The sequence below is a fragment of the Sphingomonas sp. 66-10 genome, assembly GCF_001897045.1.
Classification (GTDB): Bacteria; Pseudomonadota; Alphaproteobacteria; order Sphingomonadales; family Sphingomonadaceae; genus Sphingomonas; species Sphingomonas lycopersici.
Genome location: NZ_MKRR01000106.1, coordinates 69326 through 88144, shown reverse-complemented (window position 1 = coordinate 88144; position 18819 = coordinate 69326). Strand labels below are relative to the sequence as shown.

Genomic DNA, 18819 nt, shown 5'->3' with positions numbered 1-18819 from the left:
CAACCCCGGGCGTGGAAAAGCGATGATTCGTCCACAACGCGATCCACGCCGACGATATCCTTCAACAGCCTGTGGATAGCGGGGATCCGCTGCGCCGAATCCGTGCGATTCAAGCGAACGCGATGCGGTCAAGCTGTTGGCATTTCGGTGAGCGAGGCATAAGCCCCGCAACCCACGCGCCAACAGCATCAACATCCTCTTTTGACTCTTCTCTCTTTAGAAGGACGCGTAACTTCCGGTGACCAAAGCCCTGCTCAACGTCCTCAAGGGAGACAAACCGGCGATCCCGCCGATGTGGCTCATGCGACAGGCCGGGCGCTATCTGCCCGAATATCGCACGCTGCGGGCGCAGAAGGGCGGGTTCCTCGCGCTCGCCACCGATCCCGATGCCGCCGCCGAGGTCACCGTCCAGCCGATCCGCCGTTTCGGCTTCGACGCCGCGATCCTGTTTTCCGACATCCTGATGGTGCCCTGGGCGCTGGGGCAGGATCTGACCTTCGGGCCGGGCGAGGGGCCGCGGCTCGCGCCCGCGCTCGCGACGCATCCGCTCGACGCGCTCGAGCGAGTCGGCGAACGGCTCGATCCTGTCTATCAGACGGTGCGGCGGGTGAAGGCGCTGCTCGCCCCCGAAGCCACCTTCCTCGGCTTCGCGGGCAGCCCGTGGACCGTCGCCACCTATATGGTCGCCGGGCAGGGCAGCCGCGACCAGAGCGAGACGCGCAGCTTCGCCTATCGCGACCCCGCCGCCTTCACCGCGATCGTCGACGCGATCGTCGCGATGACGGTCGATTATCTCTCGGGGCAGATCGCCGCCGGGGTCGAGGCGGTGCAATTGTTCGATAGCTGGGCGGGGAGCCTGTCGCCCGAGCAATTCGAACGCTGGGTGATCGCCCCCAATGCCGCGATCGTCCGCGCGCTCAAGGCGCGGCATCCCGACGTTCCGGTGATCGGCTTTCCCAAGGGCGCGGGGGGCAAGCTTGCCGCTTATGCCGCGGGCACCGCGGTCGATGCGATCGGGCTCGATGAAACGGTCGATCCCGTCTGGGCCGATGCGATATTGCCTAAGGGTTTGCCGGTGCAGGGGAATCTCGATCCGCTTGTGCTCGAGGCGGGGGGCGAATCATTGGCGCGCGGCGTCGATCGGGTGCTTGCGGCATTCGGCGATCGGCCACACATCTTCAACCTGGGACATGGCATCGGGCAGCACACCCCGATCGCGCATGTCGAGCAGCTCGTGGCGCGGGTGCGGAAGGAATATTGAGCTTTTTTCGTTCGGGGCGGGCCTGTCAGGACAAGCTCGGCCCGAACGGGACGGATTGGGTTTGGAATAGCGGAGGCACAGGATGGAGCCGGGTTTCCTCGGTGCGGCCTATAATTGGGTAAAGGCGGCGCATGTGATTTTCGTCATCTTCTGGATGGCGGGGATGTTCATGCTGCCGCGCTATCTGGTCTATCATCAGGAAGGGCTGAGCGATCCGGTCGATGCGGCGCGCTGGGTCGAGCGCGAGCGGCGGCTGCGGCGGATCATCCTCACCCCGGCGATGATCCTCGTCTGGGTGTTCGGCCTGCTGCTGGCGGCCAATATCGGACTGTTCGCGGGGGGGACCGGGCTCGGCTGGCTCCACGCCAAGATCGCGATCGTCGTGCTCCTGTCGGGCTATCACGGCTGGGCGGTCGGCTATTCGAAGAAACTCGCCGCGGGCAAGGCGACGATCAGCAACCGCGGTTTGCGGATGATGAACGAGATTCCCGCGCTCACCGTGACGCTGATCGTGATTCTGGTGATCGTGCGGCCATTCTGAGCCTTGCCCGTCACCCGCCGCTTGACTTGGCGGCGGTGTGTTCTTACGTCGACGCAACGGTAGGGCTTATCCTGTCCTGCCGCCTCCCTATAGCATCGTTCGCCAGCGTATCTCGCCGTCCGAGCTGACTCCCCCTACCGATCCCATCGGGACACGACACACATGCATTTGAAAGATTTGAAGAAGAAAGCTCCGGCGGATCTGGTCCAGCTGGCCGAGGAGCTTGGCGTCGAGGGGTCTTCGACCCTGCGCAAACAGGATCTGATGTTCGCCATCCTCAAGGTCCAGGCCGAGAATGGCGACCAGATCATGGGCGAAGGCACGATCGAGGTGCTGCCCGACGGCTTCGGCTTCCTGCGCAGCGCGCAGGCCAATTATCTCGCCGGCCCCGACGACATCTATGTCTCGCCCAACCAGGTCCGCAAGTTCGGGCTGCGCACCGGCGATACGGTTGAAGGCGAGATTCGCGCGCCTAAGGACGGCGAGCGCTATTTCGCGCTGACCCGGCTGATCAGCGTCAATTTCGAAGAGCCCGAAAAGGTTCGCCACCGGGTCAATTTCGACAATCTCACCCCGCTCTATCCCGACGAGCGGCTGAAGATGGAAATCGAGGATCCGACGATCAAGGACAAGTCGGGCCGCGTGCTCGATGTCGTCGCGCCGATCGGCAAGGGCCAGCGCTGCCTGATCGTCGCCCCGCCGCGCGTCGGCAAGACGATCATGATGCAGAATATCGCGCGCGCGATCAGCCACAATCACCCCGAGGTGTTCCTGATCGTCCTGCTGATTGACGAGCGCCCCGAAGAAGTCACCGACATGCAGCGCACGGTGAACGGCGAGGTCGTCTCCTCGACCTTCGACGAGCCGGCGACGCGCCATGTGCAGGTCGCCGAAATGGTGATCGAGAAGGCCAAGCGGCTGGTCGAGCACAAGAAGGACGTGGTGATCCTGCTCGACAACATCACCCGTTTGGGTCGCGCCTACAACACCGTCGTCCCCTCGTCGGGCAAGGTGCTGACCGGCGGTGTCGACGCTAATGCGTTGCAGCGCCCGAAGCGCTTCTTCGGCGCGGCGCGCAACATCGAGGAGGGCGGCTCGCTGACGATCATCTCGACCTCGCTGATCGATACCGGCAGCCGGATGGACGAAGTGATCTTCGAAGAGTTCAAGGGCACCGGCAACGCCGAAATCGTGCTCGATCGCAAGGTCGCCGACAAGCGTATCTTCCCGGCGATCGACGTCGGCAAGTCCGGCACCCGCAAGGAGGAATTGCTGGTCGAGAAGGGCACGCTGAGCAAGATGTGGGTGCTGCGCCGCATCCTGATGCAGATGGGCACCGTCGATGCGATGGAATTCCTGCTCGGCAAGATGAAGGATTCGAAGACCAACGAGGATTTCTTCGAAAGCATGAATCAATAACCGAGCGTGGCCTGCCGCATGCTGCGGCAGGCCACGCCGGTTCAGCCGGCGGGTCGCGCAAGCGAACCCGTCCGACGGCGTGGCTTTGCCACGCCGTTTTTCGTTTGTGGTCCTCTCTGCTCCGCTCCCTGGTGAAGGGAGGGGAGAATAGCGCCACCCGAACCACAGTTGACGTGACCTTGCCCCGCCATCCTAGTATCACGCGGACTTCACCCGGGAGTTTTCGCGTTGATCCTTACCTTCCTCGCTGCGGCGGCCGCCATTCAGGGGCCGGGTTCGCTCGGCGACATCTGGCAGCATATTATCGCTGATTTCTCGAACCTCGGCGATCCCGCCGCGCTCGCGGCATTCGGCCAGGTGCTGATGATCGATCTGGTGCTGGCGGGCGACAATGCGATCGTCGTCGGCGCGCTTGCCGCGGGGCTGCCCGCCGATCAGCGCCGCAAGGTGATCCTGATCGGCATCGCCGCCGCGCTGGTGCTGCGGATCGTCTTCGCGCTGATGGTCACCTGGCTGATGGGAATCGTCGGGCTGATCTTCGCCGGCGGGCTGCTGCTGCTCTGGGTGAGCTGGAAATTCTGGCGCGAGATCAGGAGCGGGGGCCATGCCGCCGACCAGGCGGACGACAGCCAGCAATCGGGGCTTGCCCCCGCCAAGAGCTTCGTCGGCGCGGCATGGGCCGTGGCAGTAGCAGACGTGTCGATGAGCCTCGACAATGTGCTCGCGGTGGCGGGCGCGGCGCGCGAACATCCCGGGATCCTCGTCGTCGGCTTGCTGCTGTCGGTCGCGCTGATGGGGATCGCGGCCAATGCGATCGCGCGCGTCATCGATCGCTATCGCTGGATCGCTTATGTCGGGCTGGCGGTGATCGTGTTCGTCGCGTTCAAGATGATCTACGAAGGCTGGATCGGCACCGACAGCACGCAGGGATTGATAATGTTGTTCTGAACGCCGGGTTCACGGCGCATTCAATGGCCGAAGGCGACAAGCGGAATCGAACTTTGGAGGTTTTTGGCGTGAAATCCATGCTGCTGCCGTTTACCGCCGCGATCGCGATCGCGGCCCCCGCCGTGGCGCAGAACGGCGATCTGGCGCAGGTCCAGCGCCATCTGTCGGCGGTCAGCAGCATGACCGCCGCGTTCAGCCAGACCGACCGCAACGGCAAGGTGCTCACCGGCACGCTGACCTTGAAGAAGCCGGGCAAGATCCGCTTCCAATATGAAAAGGGCGTGCCGATCCTGATCGTCGGCGATGGCAAGGCGCTGACCTTCATCGATTATTCGGTGAAGCAGGTGCAGCGCTGGCCGATCGGCAACACGCCGCTGAGCGTGCTGATCAACCCCGACAAGGATATCGGCCGCTTCGCCAAGGTGGTGCCCTCGGCCGATCCGCGCGTGCTGTCGGTCGAAGGCTATGACGCCAAGCATCCCGAATATGGCCGGATCACTTTGGTGTTCGCGCGCGAGGCGAGCGCCCCCGGCGGGCTGATGCTGCAGGGCTGGGTGATGCTCGACAGCCAGGGCAACCGCACGACGATCCGGCTGTCGGATCAGCGCTTCAACGCGCCGGTGGACGACGGAACGTTCCGCTGGAACGACCCGCGGAGGAATTCCACTCACAGTTAGTGGCGTTTCCTTACAATCGTTCACCTCAGCGACAGGATTGACCGCTTAAAAGACAGTTCGTGGAAGCGAGGCCTTCGGGATTTTCCCCCTGTTGCCCGAATCTCCCTTGCTTCCCCTGCGTGACGAACGTCAGGCTGGCCCTCGCTCCAAGCCCCCGGAGCGGGGGCCTTAGCGTTTTAGCGCCGTGCGGCAGCCGGCCACGCCCGGCTGACTCGCACAAGCTCGGCCGGCGGGTCGCGGCACGCGAACCCGTCCGACGGCGTGGCTTTGCCACGCCGCGCACTCCACGAAACTATCTTGATATGGGAAGCGGCCCAGTGCCGTCTGGCGCAGCGCTATCGCCCCCGCTAAAGCCCTGTCCCGTGAAGATCGTCAGCTGGAATATCAATTCGGTGCGGTTCCGCATCGGCATCGTCGAACAATTTCTGCGCGAGGCCTCGCCGGATATCCTGTGTCTTCAGGAAACCAAGGTGATCGACGGGGATTTTCCCGCGGCGCCGTTCCGCGCGCTCGGTTACGATCATATTCTGGTCCACGGCCAGCGGATGCATCACGGCGTCGCGATCGTCTCGCGCGTGCCGCTCGTCGAGGACGACCGGTTCGACTGGCAGGCCAATAAGGAAGCGCGGCATATCGGCGTCCGGCTGCCCAACGGGGTGCGGCTCGAGAATGTCTATGTCCCGGCCGGGGGCGACATCCCGGATCGCGATCTCAACCCCAAATTCGGCCAGAAGCTCGATTTCGTCCAGCGGATGACCGATTGGTCGGCGAAGCTCGATTGCCCGACGATCCTCACCGGCGATTTCAACATCGCGCCGCTGCCGAGCGACGTGTGGAGCCACAAGGCGCTGCTCAAGGTGGTGAGCCATACGCCGATCGAGGTCGAGGCGCTCGACCGGCTCAAGGCGTCGAACGACTGGGTTGATCTCGGGCGGCATTTCTATCCTGCCCCGGCGCGGCTCCACAGCTGGTGGAGCTATCGCTCGCCCGACTGGACCAAGAACGATCGCGGCCGCCGGCTCGATCATATGTGGGCGACCGGCGAGGTGGCGAAAGCCGCGCGCGCACACCATGTGTTCGAGGCGTGCCGCGCGTGGGAAAAGCCGTCCGACCATGTTCCGATCATGACCGAGTTCGATTTTTGAGCGACCCGCGCGCCACCGCCCGCGCGATCGACGCGCTGCGCCGCGGCTGGCCGATCCGTATCGGCGCGCTGGCGCTGTTGCCGGTCGAGACGGCGGATGCGGGGCGGCTCGCGGCGTTCGACCCGGAAGGCATCGCGCCGCTTTTGCTCTCCGCGGGCCGCGCGGCGACGCTCAAGCTCGCCAACCAGCGCGAAGCGGCCGAGCCCGATGCGCCGGTGCTGATCGATCGCGCGCCGTGGCTCGATTTCGCGATGGCGACCGCGCTTGCCGATCCGCAGCTCGATCTCGCCACCCCGATGAAGGGGCCGTTCCGCGCGCTTCCGCTGATCGCCGCGGCGGATGCCGCCGCCGCCTTGCGGCTGGCGCGCATCGCCGGGCTGCTCCCCGCTTTCTTCGCGCAACCCGCGGGGGAAGCGGAGGTGACGATCACCCCCGCCGATATCGACGCGCATGAGGATGCCACGCGGCTGACGATCGCGGCGCGCGCGCGGCTGCCGGTGGCGCATGCCGAGGATGCCGAGATCGTCGCCTTTCGTACCCCCGAATCGCCCGGCGAGCATGTCGCGCTGCTGATCGGCGAGCCCGACGGGCGCGCGCCGCTGGTGCGGCTGCACAGCGAATGCCTGACGGGCGATGCGCTCGGCAGCCTAAAATGCGACTGCGGGCCGCAGCTCGACGCCGCGATCCGCGAGATCGAGGCGAGCGGCTGGGGCATCCTGCTCTATCTGCGGCAGGAAGGGCGCGGGATCGGGCTGGTCAACAAGCTTCGCGCTTATGCGCTGCAGGATCAGGGCTATGACACGGTCGACGCCAATACCCGGCTCGGCTTCGCGATCGATGCGCGCGATTTCGGGGTGGCGGCGCGGATGCTCGAACTGCTCGGCCAGCGCACGGTGCGGTTGCTGACCAACAACCCGGCCAAGGTCGCCGGGCTCGAAGCAGCGGGGATCGCGGTGGTGGAACGCGTGCCGCATTTCCTGCCGCCCAATCCGCACAACGAGAAATATCTCGCCACCAAGCGCGATCGCACCGGGCACCAGCTCTGATTGGTGTGTGACCCGTTCATCGTCATGCCGGACTTGATCCGGCATCCTGAGTCACAGGCGACGGTGTTCGTGGCTCTGGATGCCGGGTCGAGCCCGGCATGACGAGTAGATCTGGCGCCGAATCAGCCGTCACCCGGCCTTGTGCCGGGGTCCATGGCGCCGCGAACGCCGCAGCAAGAGCCTCTTGCCCTACGCCTGCCTCCCGATGGAGCCCGGCTCAAGGCCGGGGTGATGGAGAGTAATCAGGCCAGCAGCCGCGCCACCTCGGTGAAATCATGCGCGATATCGTGCACCCCGAGCGCGCGGAGCCGCGCGGCGTGGTTTGGCGGGCAGTGGCTGCCCGCGCACAGCCCGATGACGTGCCCGCCCGATGCCACCGCCCCGGTTGCGCCGACCGGCGAATCCTCGATGATCGCGCAGCGCTCGATCGGCACGCCGAGCTGCGCCGCGCCGTAGAGATAGATATCGGGCGCCGGCTTGCCATTGGCGACATGCTCGCGCCCCGAATAGATATGGTCGCCGAACGCCGCGCTCAGCCCGATATGGTCGAGGTGGCGGCGAATCCAGCGCGTCGAGCTCGACGAGACGATCGCGCGCGGCAGATCGCGCGGCAGCGCTTCGACGAAGGCGACCGCGCCGGCGACCGCGTCGATCCCCGCCGCCATCACGCGTTCGTCCTCCACCTTGCGCGCCTCGTGGAAATCGGCGGGCAGCGGCCGCCCGATCCATTGCTCGATCCGCTCGAGGAAAGCGGCGCCCGATAGCCCCATGAAATTGGCCATCGATTCCTCTGCGGTCGTCGGATGGCCGATCGCGGTGAGATAGGTCGCGATCTGGCGGTTGCCGACCGACTCGCTGTCGATCAGTACCCCGTCGAAATCGAACAGCAGCGCGGCGACCTTCATGCGCGGGCGCCGAACAATGCGCTGCCGATGCGGACATGCGTCGCGCCGAGCATCACCGCGGTCTCGAAATCGTCCGACATCCCCATGCTGAGCCCCGCCAGCCCCGAATCGCGCGCGAGCTTTGCCAGCAGCGCGAAATAGGGTGCCGGCTCGATCCCGGCGGGGGGCAGGCACATCAGCCCGGCGAGCGGCAGGCCGGCGGCGCGCGCCTCGGCGAGCAAGGCGGGAAGCGCGGGAATCGCGCAGCCGCCCTTTTGCGGCTCGTCGCCGATATTGACCTGGACGAAGCACGCCGGGCGCTTGTCCTGCGCATCCATCGCCCTGGCGAGCGCGGCGACCAGCGACGGGCGATCGATCGAATGGATCGCATCGGCGAGCGCGACCGCTTCGGCCGCCTTGTTCGATTGAAGCTGGCCGATCAGGTGGAGCCGCGCATCGGGCCATTGGTCGCGCAGCGCCGGCCATTTCGCCTGCGCCTCCTGGACGCGATTCTCCCCGAAATCGCGCTGCCCGGCGGCGAGCAACGGCTCGATCGCTGGGGCGGGGTGCGTTTTCGAGACCGCGATCAGCGTCACGGTGGCGGGATCGCGCTGCGCGGGCTTGGCGGCGCGGGCGATCCGCGCGCGAATCTCGGCAAGGCGCGCGGCGGCGGGAGGAAGCTCGGCACGGGACATGCCCCGCGCTATAGGAAGCGCGATGCGTCGCCGCCACCCCGTGCCGTCACCGATCCCGTCATTGTGGCTGATGACCGACGAACGCAGCGGCGACGCTTTGTGGCGGGCGGTGCGGCGGCTGCCGCGCGGCGCGGGGATCGTCTTCCGCCATTATGCCACCCCGGCGGCCGAGCGCCGCCGGCTGTTCGCGCGGCTGCTGCGGATTGCGCGCGTGCGCGGGCTGGTACTGGTGCGGGCGGGGGATATGCCGCTGGCGGGCGAAATGGGGGTGCATGGCCGGCGCGGCGCGGGGCTGGTGACCTGGCCGGCGCATGATCGGCGCGAAGCGGTCGCGGGGCTGCGCCGCGGCGCCGATGTGCTGTTCGTCTCGCCGCTGTTCGCCACCCGCTCGCATCCCGGTGCGCCGGCGCTGGGGCCGCGGCGCGCGCGCGCGATTGCGGCGGGAATGCCGCTATGCCGAATCGCGCTCGGCGGAATGGATGCGCGGCGTTACGCGCGACTCACGGGATTCAACGGCTGGGCTGGGATCGACGCTTTGGTGCGATAGAGCGTCGGGCGCGCAACACACCCGTTCGCCCTGAGCTTGTCGAAGGCCGTCCTGTCGTTGTTGAGTTGGGGCCGCCCTTCGACAAGCTCAGGGCGAACGGGGAATATCGGCGCAGCGCGCGTCAGAAGCGGAACGCCGTCCCGACATAGACCGCCTGGCTGTCGCGGCGATCGTCGGTGAACTGCGACTGGGTCAGCCGCTCGCGCTCGCTCTTGTAGCGCAGCCCCGCGGTGAGATCGATGTTGCGGGTCAGCGAATAGGAACCGCCGACGTCGATCGCATAGCTCGACGTATTGTCGAGCGTCTTCGCCGCGCCGGGCAGCGGGCGATCGGCGGTCGCCTTCACGCGGCCGGTGAAGCGGTTGAGCGAATAGCTGACCGCGACATCGGTCGATTCGCGGCTGCCGGGCTGCGGCCCGACGTCGATGCGCGAGATATCGCCCGACACCGCGAAGCGCTGCCAGCCGATCGCCGCGCCGAGATTATAGGCGATCGGCGCGATTCCGACGGTCGGCGCGGTGCCGGTGAAGCCGTTCGACTCGCCCGCGCGAGTCGAACGCGCGCGCACCGCGACGGTCACCGCGCGATTGCCCTGCCGGGTTTCGGCCGGGGTGAAGCGGAATTCGCCGACATCGGCGCTGTCGAGCCCGCCGCGCGCGAACACCGCCGCAAGCCGCGGATCGGCCGCCGAAGGGGTAAATCCGCTGGAAAAACGGGAGCTTGCACTTGCGGCGGCGACGGCCTTCTTGGCCGCGCGCTGCCCGATCTCGGTGGCGCCGATCGCAGGCGCAACCACGGCGGTCGCGGCGACAAGCGCCACGATCATACCGCCAGCAATCGCGCGTGCAGCGACCACGAGTCCCTCCAACCATGGATTGAAAATTCGCCTAACATGATTCGATCCCGGCGCACCATCTTTTGAGTCGCTTTATTGCTAAGTGTTGCAAGACTCCCACATCGCCGGGTGATTCTGGGCGGCACCGCCCCCGCTTGCGGGGGGACGGGTGCCTATGTAGAGGTTGCGGCTGCCTTTACCCAGCTTTCAGGACGATGCCGATGTTCCGCCCGTTGCGTTTTGCGCTAGCAATTGGTGCCGCCCTTGCTCTTACGGCATGTGGCGGCCACAAAAAGGTGCGGCCCGAGGCGGATCTTGCCGCGTCGAAGATCACCACGATCGGCGTCAACAGCTATCTGTGGCGCGCGACGCTCGACACCCTGTCGTTCATGCCGCTGCTCCAGACGGATTCGAACGGTGGCGTCGTGGTGACCGACTGGTACGTCAACCCGCAGGTGCCGACCGAGCGGATGAAGGTGACGGTTTCGATCCTCGACCAGGATCTGCGCGCCGATGCGCTGCGCGTCGCCGCGCTGCGCGAGGTGAACCAGAACGGCCAGTGGGTCTCGGCCCCGGTCGCGGCGTCCACCGTGCAGAAGCTCGAGGACATCATCCTCACCCGCGCGCGCGACCTGCGCCGCGCCTCGATCACCGGCTGAGCGATGCGGTCGCGGGCCTTTACACAAGCCCGCACCGCGCGCCGCCACACCGATAAGAGATAATGAGCAACACCCGTTTCAACGCGCTGAAGGCGGACGCCCACTGGCAACAGGTGTGGGACGACGCCAAGACCTTTGCCGCCCGCGACGACAGCCCCAAGCCCAAAAGCTATGTGCTGGAGATGTTCCCCTATCCCTCGGGGCGCATCCACATGGGGCACGTCCGCAATTACACGATGGGCGACGTGCTCGCGCGCTATCGGCGGATGAAGGGCATGGAAGTGCTCCATCCGATGGGGTGGGATGCGTTCGGCATGCCCGCGGAAAATGCCGCGATGGAGAAGGGCGTCCACCCGGGCGGCTGGACCCGCGACAATATCGCGACGATGAAGGCGCAGCTCAAACGGCTCGGCTTCGCGCTCGACTGGACGCGCGAGCTCGCCACCTGCGAGCCCGATTATTATGGGCACGAGCAGGCGCTGTTCCTCAAATTCTACGAACACGGGCTCGTCTACCGCAAGGAAAGCGCGGTCAATTGGGACCCGGTCGACATGACCGTGCTCGCCAACGAACAGGTGATCGACGGGCGCGGCTGGCGTTCCGGCGCCTTGGTCGAGAAGCGCAAGCTGAGCCAGTGGTTCCTCAAGATCACCGCCTTCGCCGATGATCTGCTGTCCGGCGTGAAGGCGCTGGAACATTGGCCGGACAAGGTGCGGCTGATGCAGGAGAATTGGATCGGCAAGAGCCAGGGGCTCACTTTCCGCTTCGCTTTGTCGGCCAGCGTCGGCGGCGCGGACACGGTCGAGGTATTCACCACCCGGCCCGATACGATCTTCGGCGCGAGCTTCGTCGCGGTCGCGGCGGACCACCCGATCGCGCAGGCGATCGCCGCGAACAGCCCCGAGGCGGCGGCGTTCATCGAGCGCTGCAAACAGGGCGGCACCACCGCGGCCGAGCTCGAAACGCAGGAGAAGCTGGGCTTCGATACCGGCATCACCGCGAACCATCCCTTTGATCCGGCGTGGCAATTGCCGGTCTATATCGCCAATTTCGTGCTGATGGATTATGGCGTCGGCGCGGTTTACGGCGTGCCCGCGCATGACCAGCGCGATTTCGAATTCGCGCGCAAATACGGGCTGCCGATCCGCCGCGTCGTCTCCGACGGCGCGAAGGATGCCCCCGAATTCCACGAGGACGAGGCGTATAGCGGGCCGGGGACCGTGGTGAATTCGCACTTCCTCGACGGGATGGACATCGAGGACGCCAAGCGCGAGGTGATCCGCCGCGCGGAGGACGGCGGCTGGGGCGAGGGCGCCACGGTCTATCGCCTGCGCGACTGGGGCGTGAGCCGCCAGCGTTACTGGGGCACCCCGATCCCGATCATCCATTGCGCCGCGTGCGGCGTGGTGCCGGTGCCGGCCGACCAATTGCCGGTCGTGCTGCCCGAGGACGTCAGCTTCGCCACCCCCGGCAACCCGCTCGACAAGCATCCGACATGGAAGCACGTCGCTTGCCCGACATGCGGCGGGGAGGCGCTGCGCGAGACCGACACGCTCGATACCTTCGCGGATTCGTCCTGGTATTTCATCCGCTTCGCCAGCCAACCCAAGGACAAGCCGTTCGACAAGGCGGTCGCCGAAAGCTGGCTGCCGGTCGGGCAATATATCGGCGGGGTCGAGCATGCGATCCTCCATCTGCTCTACGCCCGCTTCTGGACCCGCGCGCTCAACCATATCGGGATGATCGACGTCAGCGAGCCGTTCACCGGCCTGTTCACCCAGGGGATGGTGACGCACGAGACGTACAAATCCGCCGACGGCCGCTGGCTGGCGCCGGACGACGTGCGCGACGGCATCGAGATCGCCACCGGCGCGGCCGTAACGCTGGGCCGCGTCGAGAAGATGTCGAAATCGAAGAAGAATACCGTCGATCCGACCGGCATCGTCGATCAGTATGGCGCCGACGCGGTGCGCTGGTTCATGCTGTCGGATTCGCCCCCCGAGCGCGATCTGCCGTGGAGCGAGGCGGGGATCGAGGGTGCGTGGCGCTTCGTCCAGCGCTTGTGGCGGCTGTTCGAAGGGGCCGGGGCCGGCGAGGGCGCCGATACCGCGCTCGACCGCAAATTGCACCAGACGATCGCCGGCGTCGCGGCGGATATCGAGGCTCTGTCGTTCAACAAGGCGGTCGCCAAAATCTACGAACTCGCCAATGCGATCGAGAAGGCCGCGCCCTCGGCGTCGCGCGACAATGCGATCCGCAACCTGATGCTGCTCGTCGCGCCGATGGTGCCGCATCTCGCCGAGGAGGCGTGGGCGGCAGCCGGCGGAACGGGGCTGATCGCCGATGCCGCCTGGCCGGCGGTCGACGCGGCGCTGCTGGTCGAGGACGAGGTGACGATCGCGATCCAGGTCAACGGCAAGCTGCGCGACACTTTGGTGCTGCCCAAGGGCCAGCCGAAGGAGGCGATCGAAGCCGCGGCGCTTGCCAGCGACAAGGTGATCCGTATCCTTGAGGGCAAGACGCCGAAGAAGGTGATCGTGGTGCCCGATCGATTGGTCAATCTCGTCGCATGAAGCGCGCTGCCGCCCTCCTTGCGCTCGGGCTGACGCTCGGCGGGTGCGGGCTCAGGCCGCTCTATACCGCGGGCGGCGCGGGGCCGGTGGCGAATGCGCTTGGCCAGGTCGATGTCGCGCCGATCGAGGGCAAATCGGGCTGGCTCGTCTCCAATGCGCTGCGCGACCGGCTCGGCGCGGGCGGGACGAGCCAGGCGCGCTATCGGCTCGACGTCAAACTCGACGATCGGATCATCGGCCTCGCGGTGCGTAGCGATAACAGCGTGACCCGCGAGCGCCGCACGTTGCGCGCGCGCTACCAGCTCGTCGCGCTCGACAGCGGGACGGTGGTGCTCGACGCCACCGCCGGGTCGGACGCGGGGATCGACGTCGTGACCTCCGAATATGCCACGATCGCCGCGGAGAGCACCGCGCTCGAACGGTTGAGCGATATCGTCGCCGACCAGATCGTTGCGCGCGTCGCGCTCTATGCGAGGAACGAGTCGCTCCGCAAATGAAGGCGAGCGAGACGCGGATCCGGCAAGCGCTCGACCGGCCATCGCCCGATATCCGGCTCTATCTGCTTTATGGTCCGGACGAATCCGCCGCGCTTGCGCTGGCGGAGCGGCTCGGGCGCGCGATGGGGCCGGAGGCGGAGCGGGTCGACCTCGACGGCGCGGCGCTCCGGGGCGATTCGGCGCGGCTCGCGGACGAGGCGGCGTCGCTCTCGCTGTTCGGCACCGCGCGCTACATCCGCGTCACGGGCGTGGGGGACGAATCGACCGCGGCGGTCGAGGCGCTTCTCGCGGCGGAGCGCGCGGGCAATCCGGTGGTGATGATCGCGCCTTCGGCCAAGGCGACCAGCCGGCTGGTCAAGCGTGCGCTGGAGGCGGATTCGGCGCTCGCCACCGCATGCTATGTGCCGGTGGGCGAGGGGGCCGAGGCGCTCGCCGGGCAGCTTGCGCGCGAGCATGGCCTGCGCATGGCGGGCGGCGCGGCGCGGCGGCTGGTGCAGGCAACGGGCGCCGATCGCGCGGTGATGACGCGCGAGCTGGAGAAATTGGCGCTTTACCTCGATGCCGGCCCCGATCGCCCGCAGCAGCTCGACGATGCCGCGCTCGATGCGGTCGGCGCCGATCTGGGCGAGGCGGAGATGTCGGAGATCGTCGAGGCGGTGGTCGCCGGGCGTTCGTCCGACCTCGGCGATGCGTTGCGGCGGATGGGCGAGGCGGGGGGCTCGGCGATCCCGTGGCTGCGCTCGCTCGCGCGCCGGCTGGGCGCGCTGGCGGAGATGCGCGCCGATGTCGCGGCGGGGGGCGATATCGCGTCGGTGATCAAGCGCCACCGCGTCTTCTTCCGCGAGGAAGCCGCAACTGCGGCGGCGCTGCGCCGCTGGACCCCCGAAGCGCTGGCCGAAGCGCAGCGCCAGGTGCGCCGCGTCGAGCGCGCGCTGGTGGCGAGCGGGACTGCGGGGGCGGTGCTGGCGGATCAGGCGATGATCAGGCTGGCCGAACGCGCGCGGCGATTGGGGCGGGGGTGACCTTCACGTCACCCCAGCGAAAGCAGGGGTAGCAAGCAGCGGAGCAAGCGCCTGCAGTACGAGATTCCAGCTTTCGCTGGGATGACGGTGGTCAGATCCGCTCGCCGCTCAACCGCTGGCAGACCATATCGAGTTGATCGAGCGTCGAATAATCGAGCGTGATCGATCCGCCGCGATCGCTGTAGCTGATCCGCACGTTGAGCCCGAGCAGATCGGAGAGCTGGCGTTCGAGCGCGACGATATCGGCCGCCGAATCGGACGGGTGGCGAATCGGCGCAACCGTCGCGCCACGCCCGCCGCCCGGCTTGGCGGCGCTGGCGAGGCGCTCGGTCTGGCGCACCGACAGGCCCTTCTCGACTACTTCCTCGGCGAGCGCGATCGGATCGGGCGCGCCGATCAGCGCGCGCGCATGCCCCATCGAAAGCTTGCCGTCGATCACCAGCGCCTGAACTTCCGACGGAAGATCAAGCAATCTCAATAGGTTAGCGATGTGGCTGCGCGATTTGTGGACGATCTTCGCCAGCACTTCCTGGGTGTGGCCGAATTCCTCGGCCAGCCGGTGATAGGCCTGCGCCTCTTCGATCGCGTTGAGATCCTGCCGCTGGATATTCTCGAGCAGCGCGATCTGCAGCGTGTCGGTGTCGCTGTAATCGCGGACGACGACGGGGATTTCGTGGAGCCGCGCGCGCTGCGCGGCGCGCCAGCGGCGCTCGCCGGCGACGATCTGATAATCGTGGCCGTGCGGGCGCACGATGATCGGCTGGATCAGCCCGCGCTCGGCGATCGAGGCGGCGAGTTCGGTCAGCGCCGCTTCGTCGAAATGGCGGCGCGGCTGGCCGGGGTGCGGCGCGATCGAGCTGATCGGGATCATCCGCACGCCCGAGGTGTTATGGCCTTCCTTGGCGGTCTCGGCCTCGTCGCGCGCGAAATCGCCGAGCAGGGCGTTGAGCCCGCGGCCGAGGCCGGGGCGGGGGCGGCGATCGGTCATGCGGCGGCCTCGTTCATGCGGGGAAGCCGCGCGATCAATTCACGGGCCAATGCCATATACGCCTCGGACCCGCTGCAGCGATGATCATAGATCAATGCGGGCAGGCCGTGGCTCGGCGCTTCGGAAAGACGGACGTTGCGCGGGATCACCGTTTCGAACACCACCCGGCCGAGCACCGCGCGCACATCATTGGCAACCTGCTCGGTCAGCCGGTTGCGCCGATCGTACATCGTCAGCGCGACCCCCATGATCGACAGCGACGGGTTGAAGCGCGCACGAATCCGCTCGACCGTGCTAAGCAGCTGGCTCAGCCCCTCGAGCGCGAAAAATTCGCATTGCAGCGGGACGAGCAGCGAATCCGCCGCGACCATCGCATTGATCGTCAGCAGCCCGAGCGAGGGCGGGCAATCGATCAGCACGATATCCCAGCGCGGCGGGCATTCCTCGATCGCGCGGAGCAGCCGGTGGGTGCGTGCCTCGAGCTCGATCAGCTCGATCTCGGCGCCCGACAGATCGACGGTCGCGGGGAGGATATCGAGCCGGGGAATGCCGGAGGCGACGACGCCCTGTTCGATCGGGGTCGCGTCGACCAGCACGTGATAGCTCGAAATGCCGCGCGCCGCCTGCCCGATCCCGAGCCCGGTCGAGGCATTGCCCTGCGGATCGAGATCGATCAGCAACACGCGTTTGCCGGTCGCAGCCAGCGCGGTCGCGAGGTTGATCGCGCTGGTGGTCTTGCCGACTCCGCCCTTCTGGTTGGCGACCGCGATACAAATCATCGCATGCGAACCTTTTCTGCGATCAGGATCCCGGATTCCGCATCGGTGATGCTTGGTTCCACGTGGAACAATCCGTGCCAGCCCCGGCGCGCGCTTTCAAGCTCGACGTGCGCGGTTCGTCCACGGGGAAGGATATAACGTGTGGATATGTCGGTGACGTGGCGGGTCGCACGGAGCAGCTCGTCGACCGGTGCGACTGCGCGTGCGCTGACGATCTGCTGCGACGGAAGCTGTGCGCCCTCGATCTTGGCGGTGATCACGGTTGCATTGGGTGCGCCGCACAAGGCGTCGGCGAGGAAGTCGGCGCGACGCCGGCGTGGCTCGACCAATGTGACCTGCGCGGGGAGGAGCAGCGCGACGATTGCGCCGGGAAAGCCTGCGCCCGATCCGATATCGAGCCAGCGCGTCGTTTCATCGATCGGGCCGGCGAGCGGGATCAGCTGCGCGGAATCGAGAATATGGCGTGCCCAGATCGCGTCGAGCGTCGAGCGTGCGATCAGATTCTGCTGCTCGCTTTCGGCGATCACGCGATCGGCAAAGCGCGCGACGCGTTCGGTCGCCTCGGCATCGAAGCGCTGTTCGATCCACCCGCGCGCGTCATTCTCGGTCATGCATTGGCCTTTGCGTGAAGCCACAGCGCGGTCAATGCCGCCGGGGTCACCCCGCGGATCCGCGAGGCTTCGTCGAGCGTCCGCGGATTGGCTTCGAGCAATCGTTCGCGCATTTCATTCGACAGGCCGTTGACCGTGGCGAGCGCGTCGCCTGCGGCGATCGTGATCGCGGCGTCGCGGCGCATCCGCGCGATCTCGTCCGCCTGGCGTTCGAGATAGGGGGCGTAGCGCGCGTCCTCCTCGGCCTCGCGGATCAGGTCCGGGTCGGCGCCGTCATGCTCGCCGCGCGCGATTGCCGCGCGCTGCTCGTTGCGCCGGGCGAGGTGCGCGCGGCGTTCATCGCTCAGCAGGCCATGTGCTTCGGCGATCGGCGACAGCCGCGTCTCGGCATTGTCGGCGCGGAGCGCGAGGCGATATTCGGCGCGCGCGGTGAGCATGCGATAGGGTTCGGTCACCCCCTGCAGCACCAGATCGTCGATCATCACCGCGAGATAGGAGGTCGCGCGATCGAGCTGGAGCGGCGCAAGATCGAGCGCGTGCGCCGCGGCATTGGCGCCGGCGATCAGCCCCTGCGCGGCGGCTTCCTCATACCCGGTCGTGCCGTTGATCTGCCCGGCGAGGAAGGCGCCGGGGAGTGCGCCGAGTGCGAGCCGATGATCGAGCGCGCGCGGATCGATATGATCATATTCGACCGCATAGCCTGGGGTGACGATCTCCACGTCTTCGAGCCCCGGAATCGAGCGCACCATTGCGCGCTGAACATTGCTCGGCAGCGAGGTCGAGATGCCGTTGGGATAGACCAGAGGGTCGTCGAGCCCCTCGGGTTCGAGGAAGATCTGATGCCCGTCGCGGTCGCCGAAGCGGCGAATCTTGTCCTCGATCGACGGGCAATAGCGCGGCCCGCCCGCTTCGATCGCGCCGGTATGAAGCGGCGAGCGATGCAGATTGTCGCGGATGATCGCGTGGGTCCGATCGGTGGTGCGCGAGATCGCGCAGGCGAGTTGGGGGAGGGCACGCGCGCGGGTCATCGGCGACATCGTCCAATGATCTTTGTCGGACGGTTGCGGCGCGAGCATCGCCCAGTCGATCGTCCGCCCGTCGAGCCGTGGCGGGGTGCCGGTCTTGAGGCGGCGCACCGGCAGATCGAGCGCGCGGAGTTGCCGCGCCAGCTCGTTCGCGCCCGCTTCGCCGACGCGGCCGCCGTCGTCGCGCTCGTCGCCGCGGAAGATTCGTCCGCCGAGGAAGGTGCCGGTGGCCAGCACCACCGCGCGCGCGGTGATCGCGCTGCCGTCGAGCAAGGTGACCCCGGCGATCGCGCCGCCGCGCAGGATCAGCGCCGCGGCTTCGCCCTCGATCACCGTCAGCCGGTCCTGTTGCTCTAGTTGCGCCTGGATCGAACGCATATAGCGCGTGCGGTCCGCCTGAACGCGCGGTCCCTGCACCGCGAGCCCCTTGCTGCGGTTGAGCATGCGGTGGTGGATCGCGGCGGCGTCGGCGGCGCGTCCCATCAGCCCGTCGAGCGCGTCGACCTCGCGGACCAGATGGCCCTTGCCGAGCCCGCCGATCGACGGGTTGCACGACATCGCCCCGATCCGGTCGCGGCGCTGCGAGAGCAACGCGGTGCGTGCGCCGCGCCGCGCGGCGGCCGCGGCGGCCTCGGTTCCGGCGTGGCCGCCGCCGACCACGATAACG

At 67.2% G+C, this 18819-nt stretch carries 19 protein-coding genes; 12 read left to right on the top strand and 7 right to left on the bottom strand.

The genetic code is table 11. The annotated features are described in order from the left end of the window. Positions 1-238 precede the first annotated feature (238 nt). The 7 genes from hemE to ribA all read left to right on the top strand — a co-directional run bounded on the left by hemE (position 239) and on the right by ribA (position 7037). Positions 239-1261 (top strand): uroporphyrinogen decarboxylase, encoded by a 1023-nt coding sequence (gene hemE / locus BGN95_RS10090; protein ID WP_286772539.1) that lies wholly within the window; start codon positions 239-241, stop codon positions 1259-1261. A gap of 82 nt (positions 1262-1343) precedes the next feature. Continuing rightward, positions 1344-1802, top strand: a complete 459-nt coding sequence (locus BGN95_RS10085) for a CopD family protein (protein WP_179512950.1) — start codon at positions 1344-1346, stop codon at positions 1800-1802. Between the two features lie 162 nt (positions 1803-1964). Continuing rightward, positions 1965-3221, top strand: a complete 1257-nt coding sequence (gene rho / locus BGN95_RS10080) for a transcription termination factor Rho (RefSeq protein WP_179512951.1) — start codon at positions 1965-1967, stop codon at positions 3219-3221. 228 nt (positions 3222-3449) lie between these two features. Next, a complete protein-coding gene (locus BGN95_RS10075; RefSeq protein WP_265268839.1) occupies positions 3450-4169 on the top strand; it encodes a TerC family protein in 720 nt (239 codons plus the stop codon). Positions 4170-4246: 77 nt separating this feature from the next. Continuing rightward, positions 4247-4846, top strand: a complete 600-nt coding sequence (locus BGN95_RS10070; protein ID WP_286772572.1) for a LolA family protein — start codon at positions 4247-4249, stop codon at positions 4844-4846. A 362-nt stretch (positions 4847-5208) separates the two neighbouring features. Continuing rightward, positions 5209-5991, top strand: coding sequence for an exodeoxyribonuclease III (locus BGN95_RS10065; protein ID WP_286772538.1), 783 nt, complete (start codon positions 5209-5211; stop codon positions 5989-5991). After that, a complete protein-coding gene (gene ribA, locus BGN95_RS10060; RefSeq protein ID WP_179512954.1) occupies positions 5988-7037 on the top strand; it encodes a GTP cyclohydrolase II in 1050 nt (349 codons plus the stop codon). Before BGN95_RS10065 ends, ribA begins: the two co-directional genes overlap by 4 nt. Before the next feature lie 242 nt (positions 7038-7279). Here ribA and BGN95_RS10055 read toward each other — a convergent pair whose 3' ends face one another. Together BGN95_RS10055 and BGN95_RS10050 are read right to left on the bottom strand one after the other, a co-directional pair. Then, positions 7280-7942 (bottom strand): HAD family hydrolase, encoded by a 663-nt coding sequence (locus BGN95_RS10055; RefSeq protein ID WP_265268838.1) that lies wholly within the window; start codon positions 7940-7942, stop codon positions 7280-7282. After that, positions 7939-8616 (bottom strand): YggS family pyridoxal phosphate-dependent enzyme, encoded by a 678-nt coding sequence (locus BGN95_RS10050; RefSeq protein ID WP_286772537.1) that lies wholly within the window; start codon positions 8614-8616, stop codon positions 7939-7941. Before BGN95_RS10050 ends, BGN95_RS10055 begins: the two co-directional genes overlap by 4 nt. Before the next feature lie 22 nt (positions 8617-8638). Between BGN95_RS10050 and BGN95_RS10045 the strand changes: the two genes are divergently transcribed. Next, entirely contained in the window at positions 8639-9163 is a 525-nt protein-coding gene (locus tag BGN95_RS10045) for a thiamine phosphate synthase (RefSeq protein WP_265313505.1), read from the top strand. A 121-nt stretch (positions 9164-9284) separates the two neighbouring features. On the opposite strand, the gene BGN95_RS10040 is transcribed toward BGN95_RS10045, so the two are convergent. Further along, positions 9285-9989 carry a hypothetical protein gene (locus tag BGN95_RS10040; RefSeq protein ID WP_179512958.1) on the bottom strand — a complete coding sequence of 235 codons (705 nt, stop codon included), beginning with the start codon at positions 9987-9989 and terminating at the stop codon, positions 9285-9287. 230 nt (positions 9990-10219) lie between these two features. On the opposite strand from BGN95_RS10040, the gene BGN95_RS10035 reads away from it, so the two are divergent. The 4 genes from BGN95_RS10035 (at position 10220) to holA (ending at position 14749) form a co-directional block, all read left to right on the top strand. Beyond that, complete coding sequence (locus BGN95_RS10035) at positions 10220-10657, top strand: DUF3576 domain-containing protein (RefSeq protein WP_179512959.1); 438 nt, start codon at positions 10220-10222, stop codon at positions 10655-10657. Positions 10658-10719: 62 nt separating this feature from the next. Beyond that, the gene (leuS, locus tag BGN95_RS10030) at positions 10720-13230 is read left to right on the top strand and encodes a leucine--tRNA ligase (protein WP_286772536.1); all 2511 of its coding nucleotides are present in this window, start codon (positions 10720-10722) and stop codon (positions 13228-13230) included. Further along, on the top strand, positions 13227-13727 hold the full coding sequence (gene lptE, locus BGN95_RS10025) for an LPS assembly lipoprotein LptE (RefSeq protein WP_179512961.1): 501 nt from the start codon (positions 13227-13229) through the stop codon (positions 13725-13727). Before leuS ends, lptE begins: the two co-directional genes overlap by 4 nt. Further along, a complete protein-coding gene (holA, locus tag BGN95_RS10020; protein WP_286772535.1) occupies positions 13724-14749 on the top strand; it encodes a DNA polymerase III subunit delta in 1026 nt (341 codons plus the stop codon). The genes lptE and holA overlap by 4 nt, the downstream gene beginning before the upstream one ends. A gap of 91 nt (positions 14750-14840) precedes the next feature. Here holA and BGN95_RS10015 read toward each other — a convergent pair whose 3' ends face one another. The 4 genes from BGN95_RS10015 to mnmG form a co-directional block, all read right to left on the bottom strand. Further along, a complete protein-coding gene (locus BGN95_RS10015; protein WP_179512963.1) occupies positions 14841-15737 on the bottom strand; it encodes a ParB/RepB/Spo0J family partition protein in 897 nt (298 codons plus the stop codon). Next, on the bottom strand, positions 15734-16516 hold the full coding sequence (locus BGN95_RS10010) for a ParA family protein (RefSeq protein WP_179512964.1): 783 nt from the start codon (positions 16514-16516) through the stop codon (positions 15734-15736). The genes BGN95_RS10015 and BGN95_RS10010 overlap by 4 nt, the downstream gene beginning before the upstream one ends. Beyond that, on the bottom strand, positions 16513-17127 hold the full coding sequence (locus BGN95_RS10005) for a 16S rRNA (guanine(527)-N(7))-methyltransferase RsmG (protein WP_286772534.1): 615 nt from the start codon (positions 17125-17127) through the stop codon (positions 16513-16515). Before BGN95_RS10005 ends, BGN95_RS10010 begins: the two co-directional genes overlap by 4 nt. Then, positions 17124-18819: tRNA uridine-5-carboxymethylaminomethyl(34) synthesis enzyme MnmG (gene mnmG, locus BGN95_RS10000; protein ID WP_286772533.1), on the bottom strand; the 1696-nt coding region annotated here is incomplete at its 5' end. The genes mnmG and BGN95_RS10005, both read right to left, overlap by 4 nt.

What these genes read in the sequence shown, in the direction of transcription:
- BGN95_RS10085 (WP_179512950.1), top strand. Translation starts at nt 1,344, where the DNA reads ATGGAGCCGGGTTTCCTCGGTGCGGCCTATAATTGGGTAAAGGCGGCG.
- rho (WP_179512951.1), top strand. Translation starts at nt 1,965, where the DNA reads ATGCATTTGAAAGATTTGAAGAAGAAAGCTCCGGCGGATCTGGTCCAG.
- BGN95_RS10070 (WP_286772572.1), top strand. Translation starts at nt 4,247, where the DNA reads ATGCTGCTGCCGTTTACCGCCGCGATCGCGATCGCGGCCCCCGCCGTG.
- BGN95_RS10055 (WP_265268838.1), bottom strand. Translation starts at nt 7,942, where the DNA reads ATGAAGGTCGCCGCGCTGCTGTTCGATTTCGACGGGGTACTGATCGAC.
- BGN95_RS10050 (WP_286772537.1), bottom strand. Translation starts at nt 8,616, where the DNA reads ATGTCCCGTGCCGAGCTTCCTCCCGCCGCCGCGCGCCTTGCCGAGATT.
- BGN95_RS10045 (WP_265313505.1), top strand. Translation starts at nt 8,639, where the DNA reads ATGCGTCGCCGCCACCCCGTGCCGTCACCGATCCCGTCATTGTGGCTG.
- BGN95_RS10040 (WP_179512958.1), bottom strand. Translation starts at nt 9,989, where the DNA reads ATGATCGTGGCGCTTGTCGCCGCGACCGCCGTGGTTGCGCCTGCGATC.
- BGN95_RS10035 (WP_179512959.1), top strand. Translation starts at nt 10,220, where the DNA reads ATGTTCCGCCCGTTGCGTTTTGCGCTAGCAATTGGTGCCGCCCTTGCT.
- leuS (WP_286772536.1), top strand. Translation starts at nt 10,720, where the DNA reads ATGAGCAACACCCGTTTCAACGCGCTGAAGGCGGACGCCCACTGGCAA.
- lptE (WP_179512961.1), top strand. Translation starts at nt 13,227, where the DNA reads ATGAAGCGCGCTGCCGCCCTCCTTGCGCTCGGGCTGACGCTCGGCGGG.
- holA (WP_286772535.1), top strand. Translation starts at nt 13,724, where the DNA reads ATGAAGGCGAGCGAGACGCGGATCCGGCAAGCGCTCGACCGGCCATCG.
- BGN95_RS10015 (WP_179512963.1), bottom strand. Translation starts at nt 15,737, where the DNA reads ATGACCGATCGCCGCCCCCGCCCCGGCCTCGGCCGCGGGCTCAACGCC.
- BGN95_RS10010 (WP_179512964.1), bottom strand. Translation starts at nt 16,516, where the DNA reads ATGATTTGTATCGCGGTCGCCAACCAGAAGGGCGGAGTCGGCAAGACC.
- BGN95_RS10005 (WP_286772534.1), bottom strand. Translation starts at nt 17,127, where the DNA reads ATGACCGAGAATGACGCGCGCGGGTGGATCGAACAGCGCTTCGATGCC.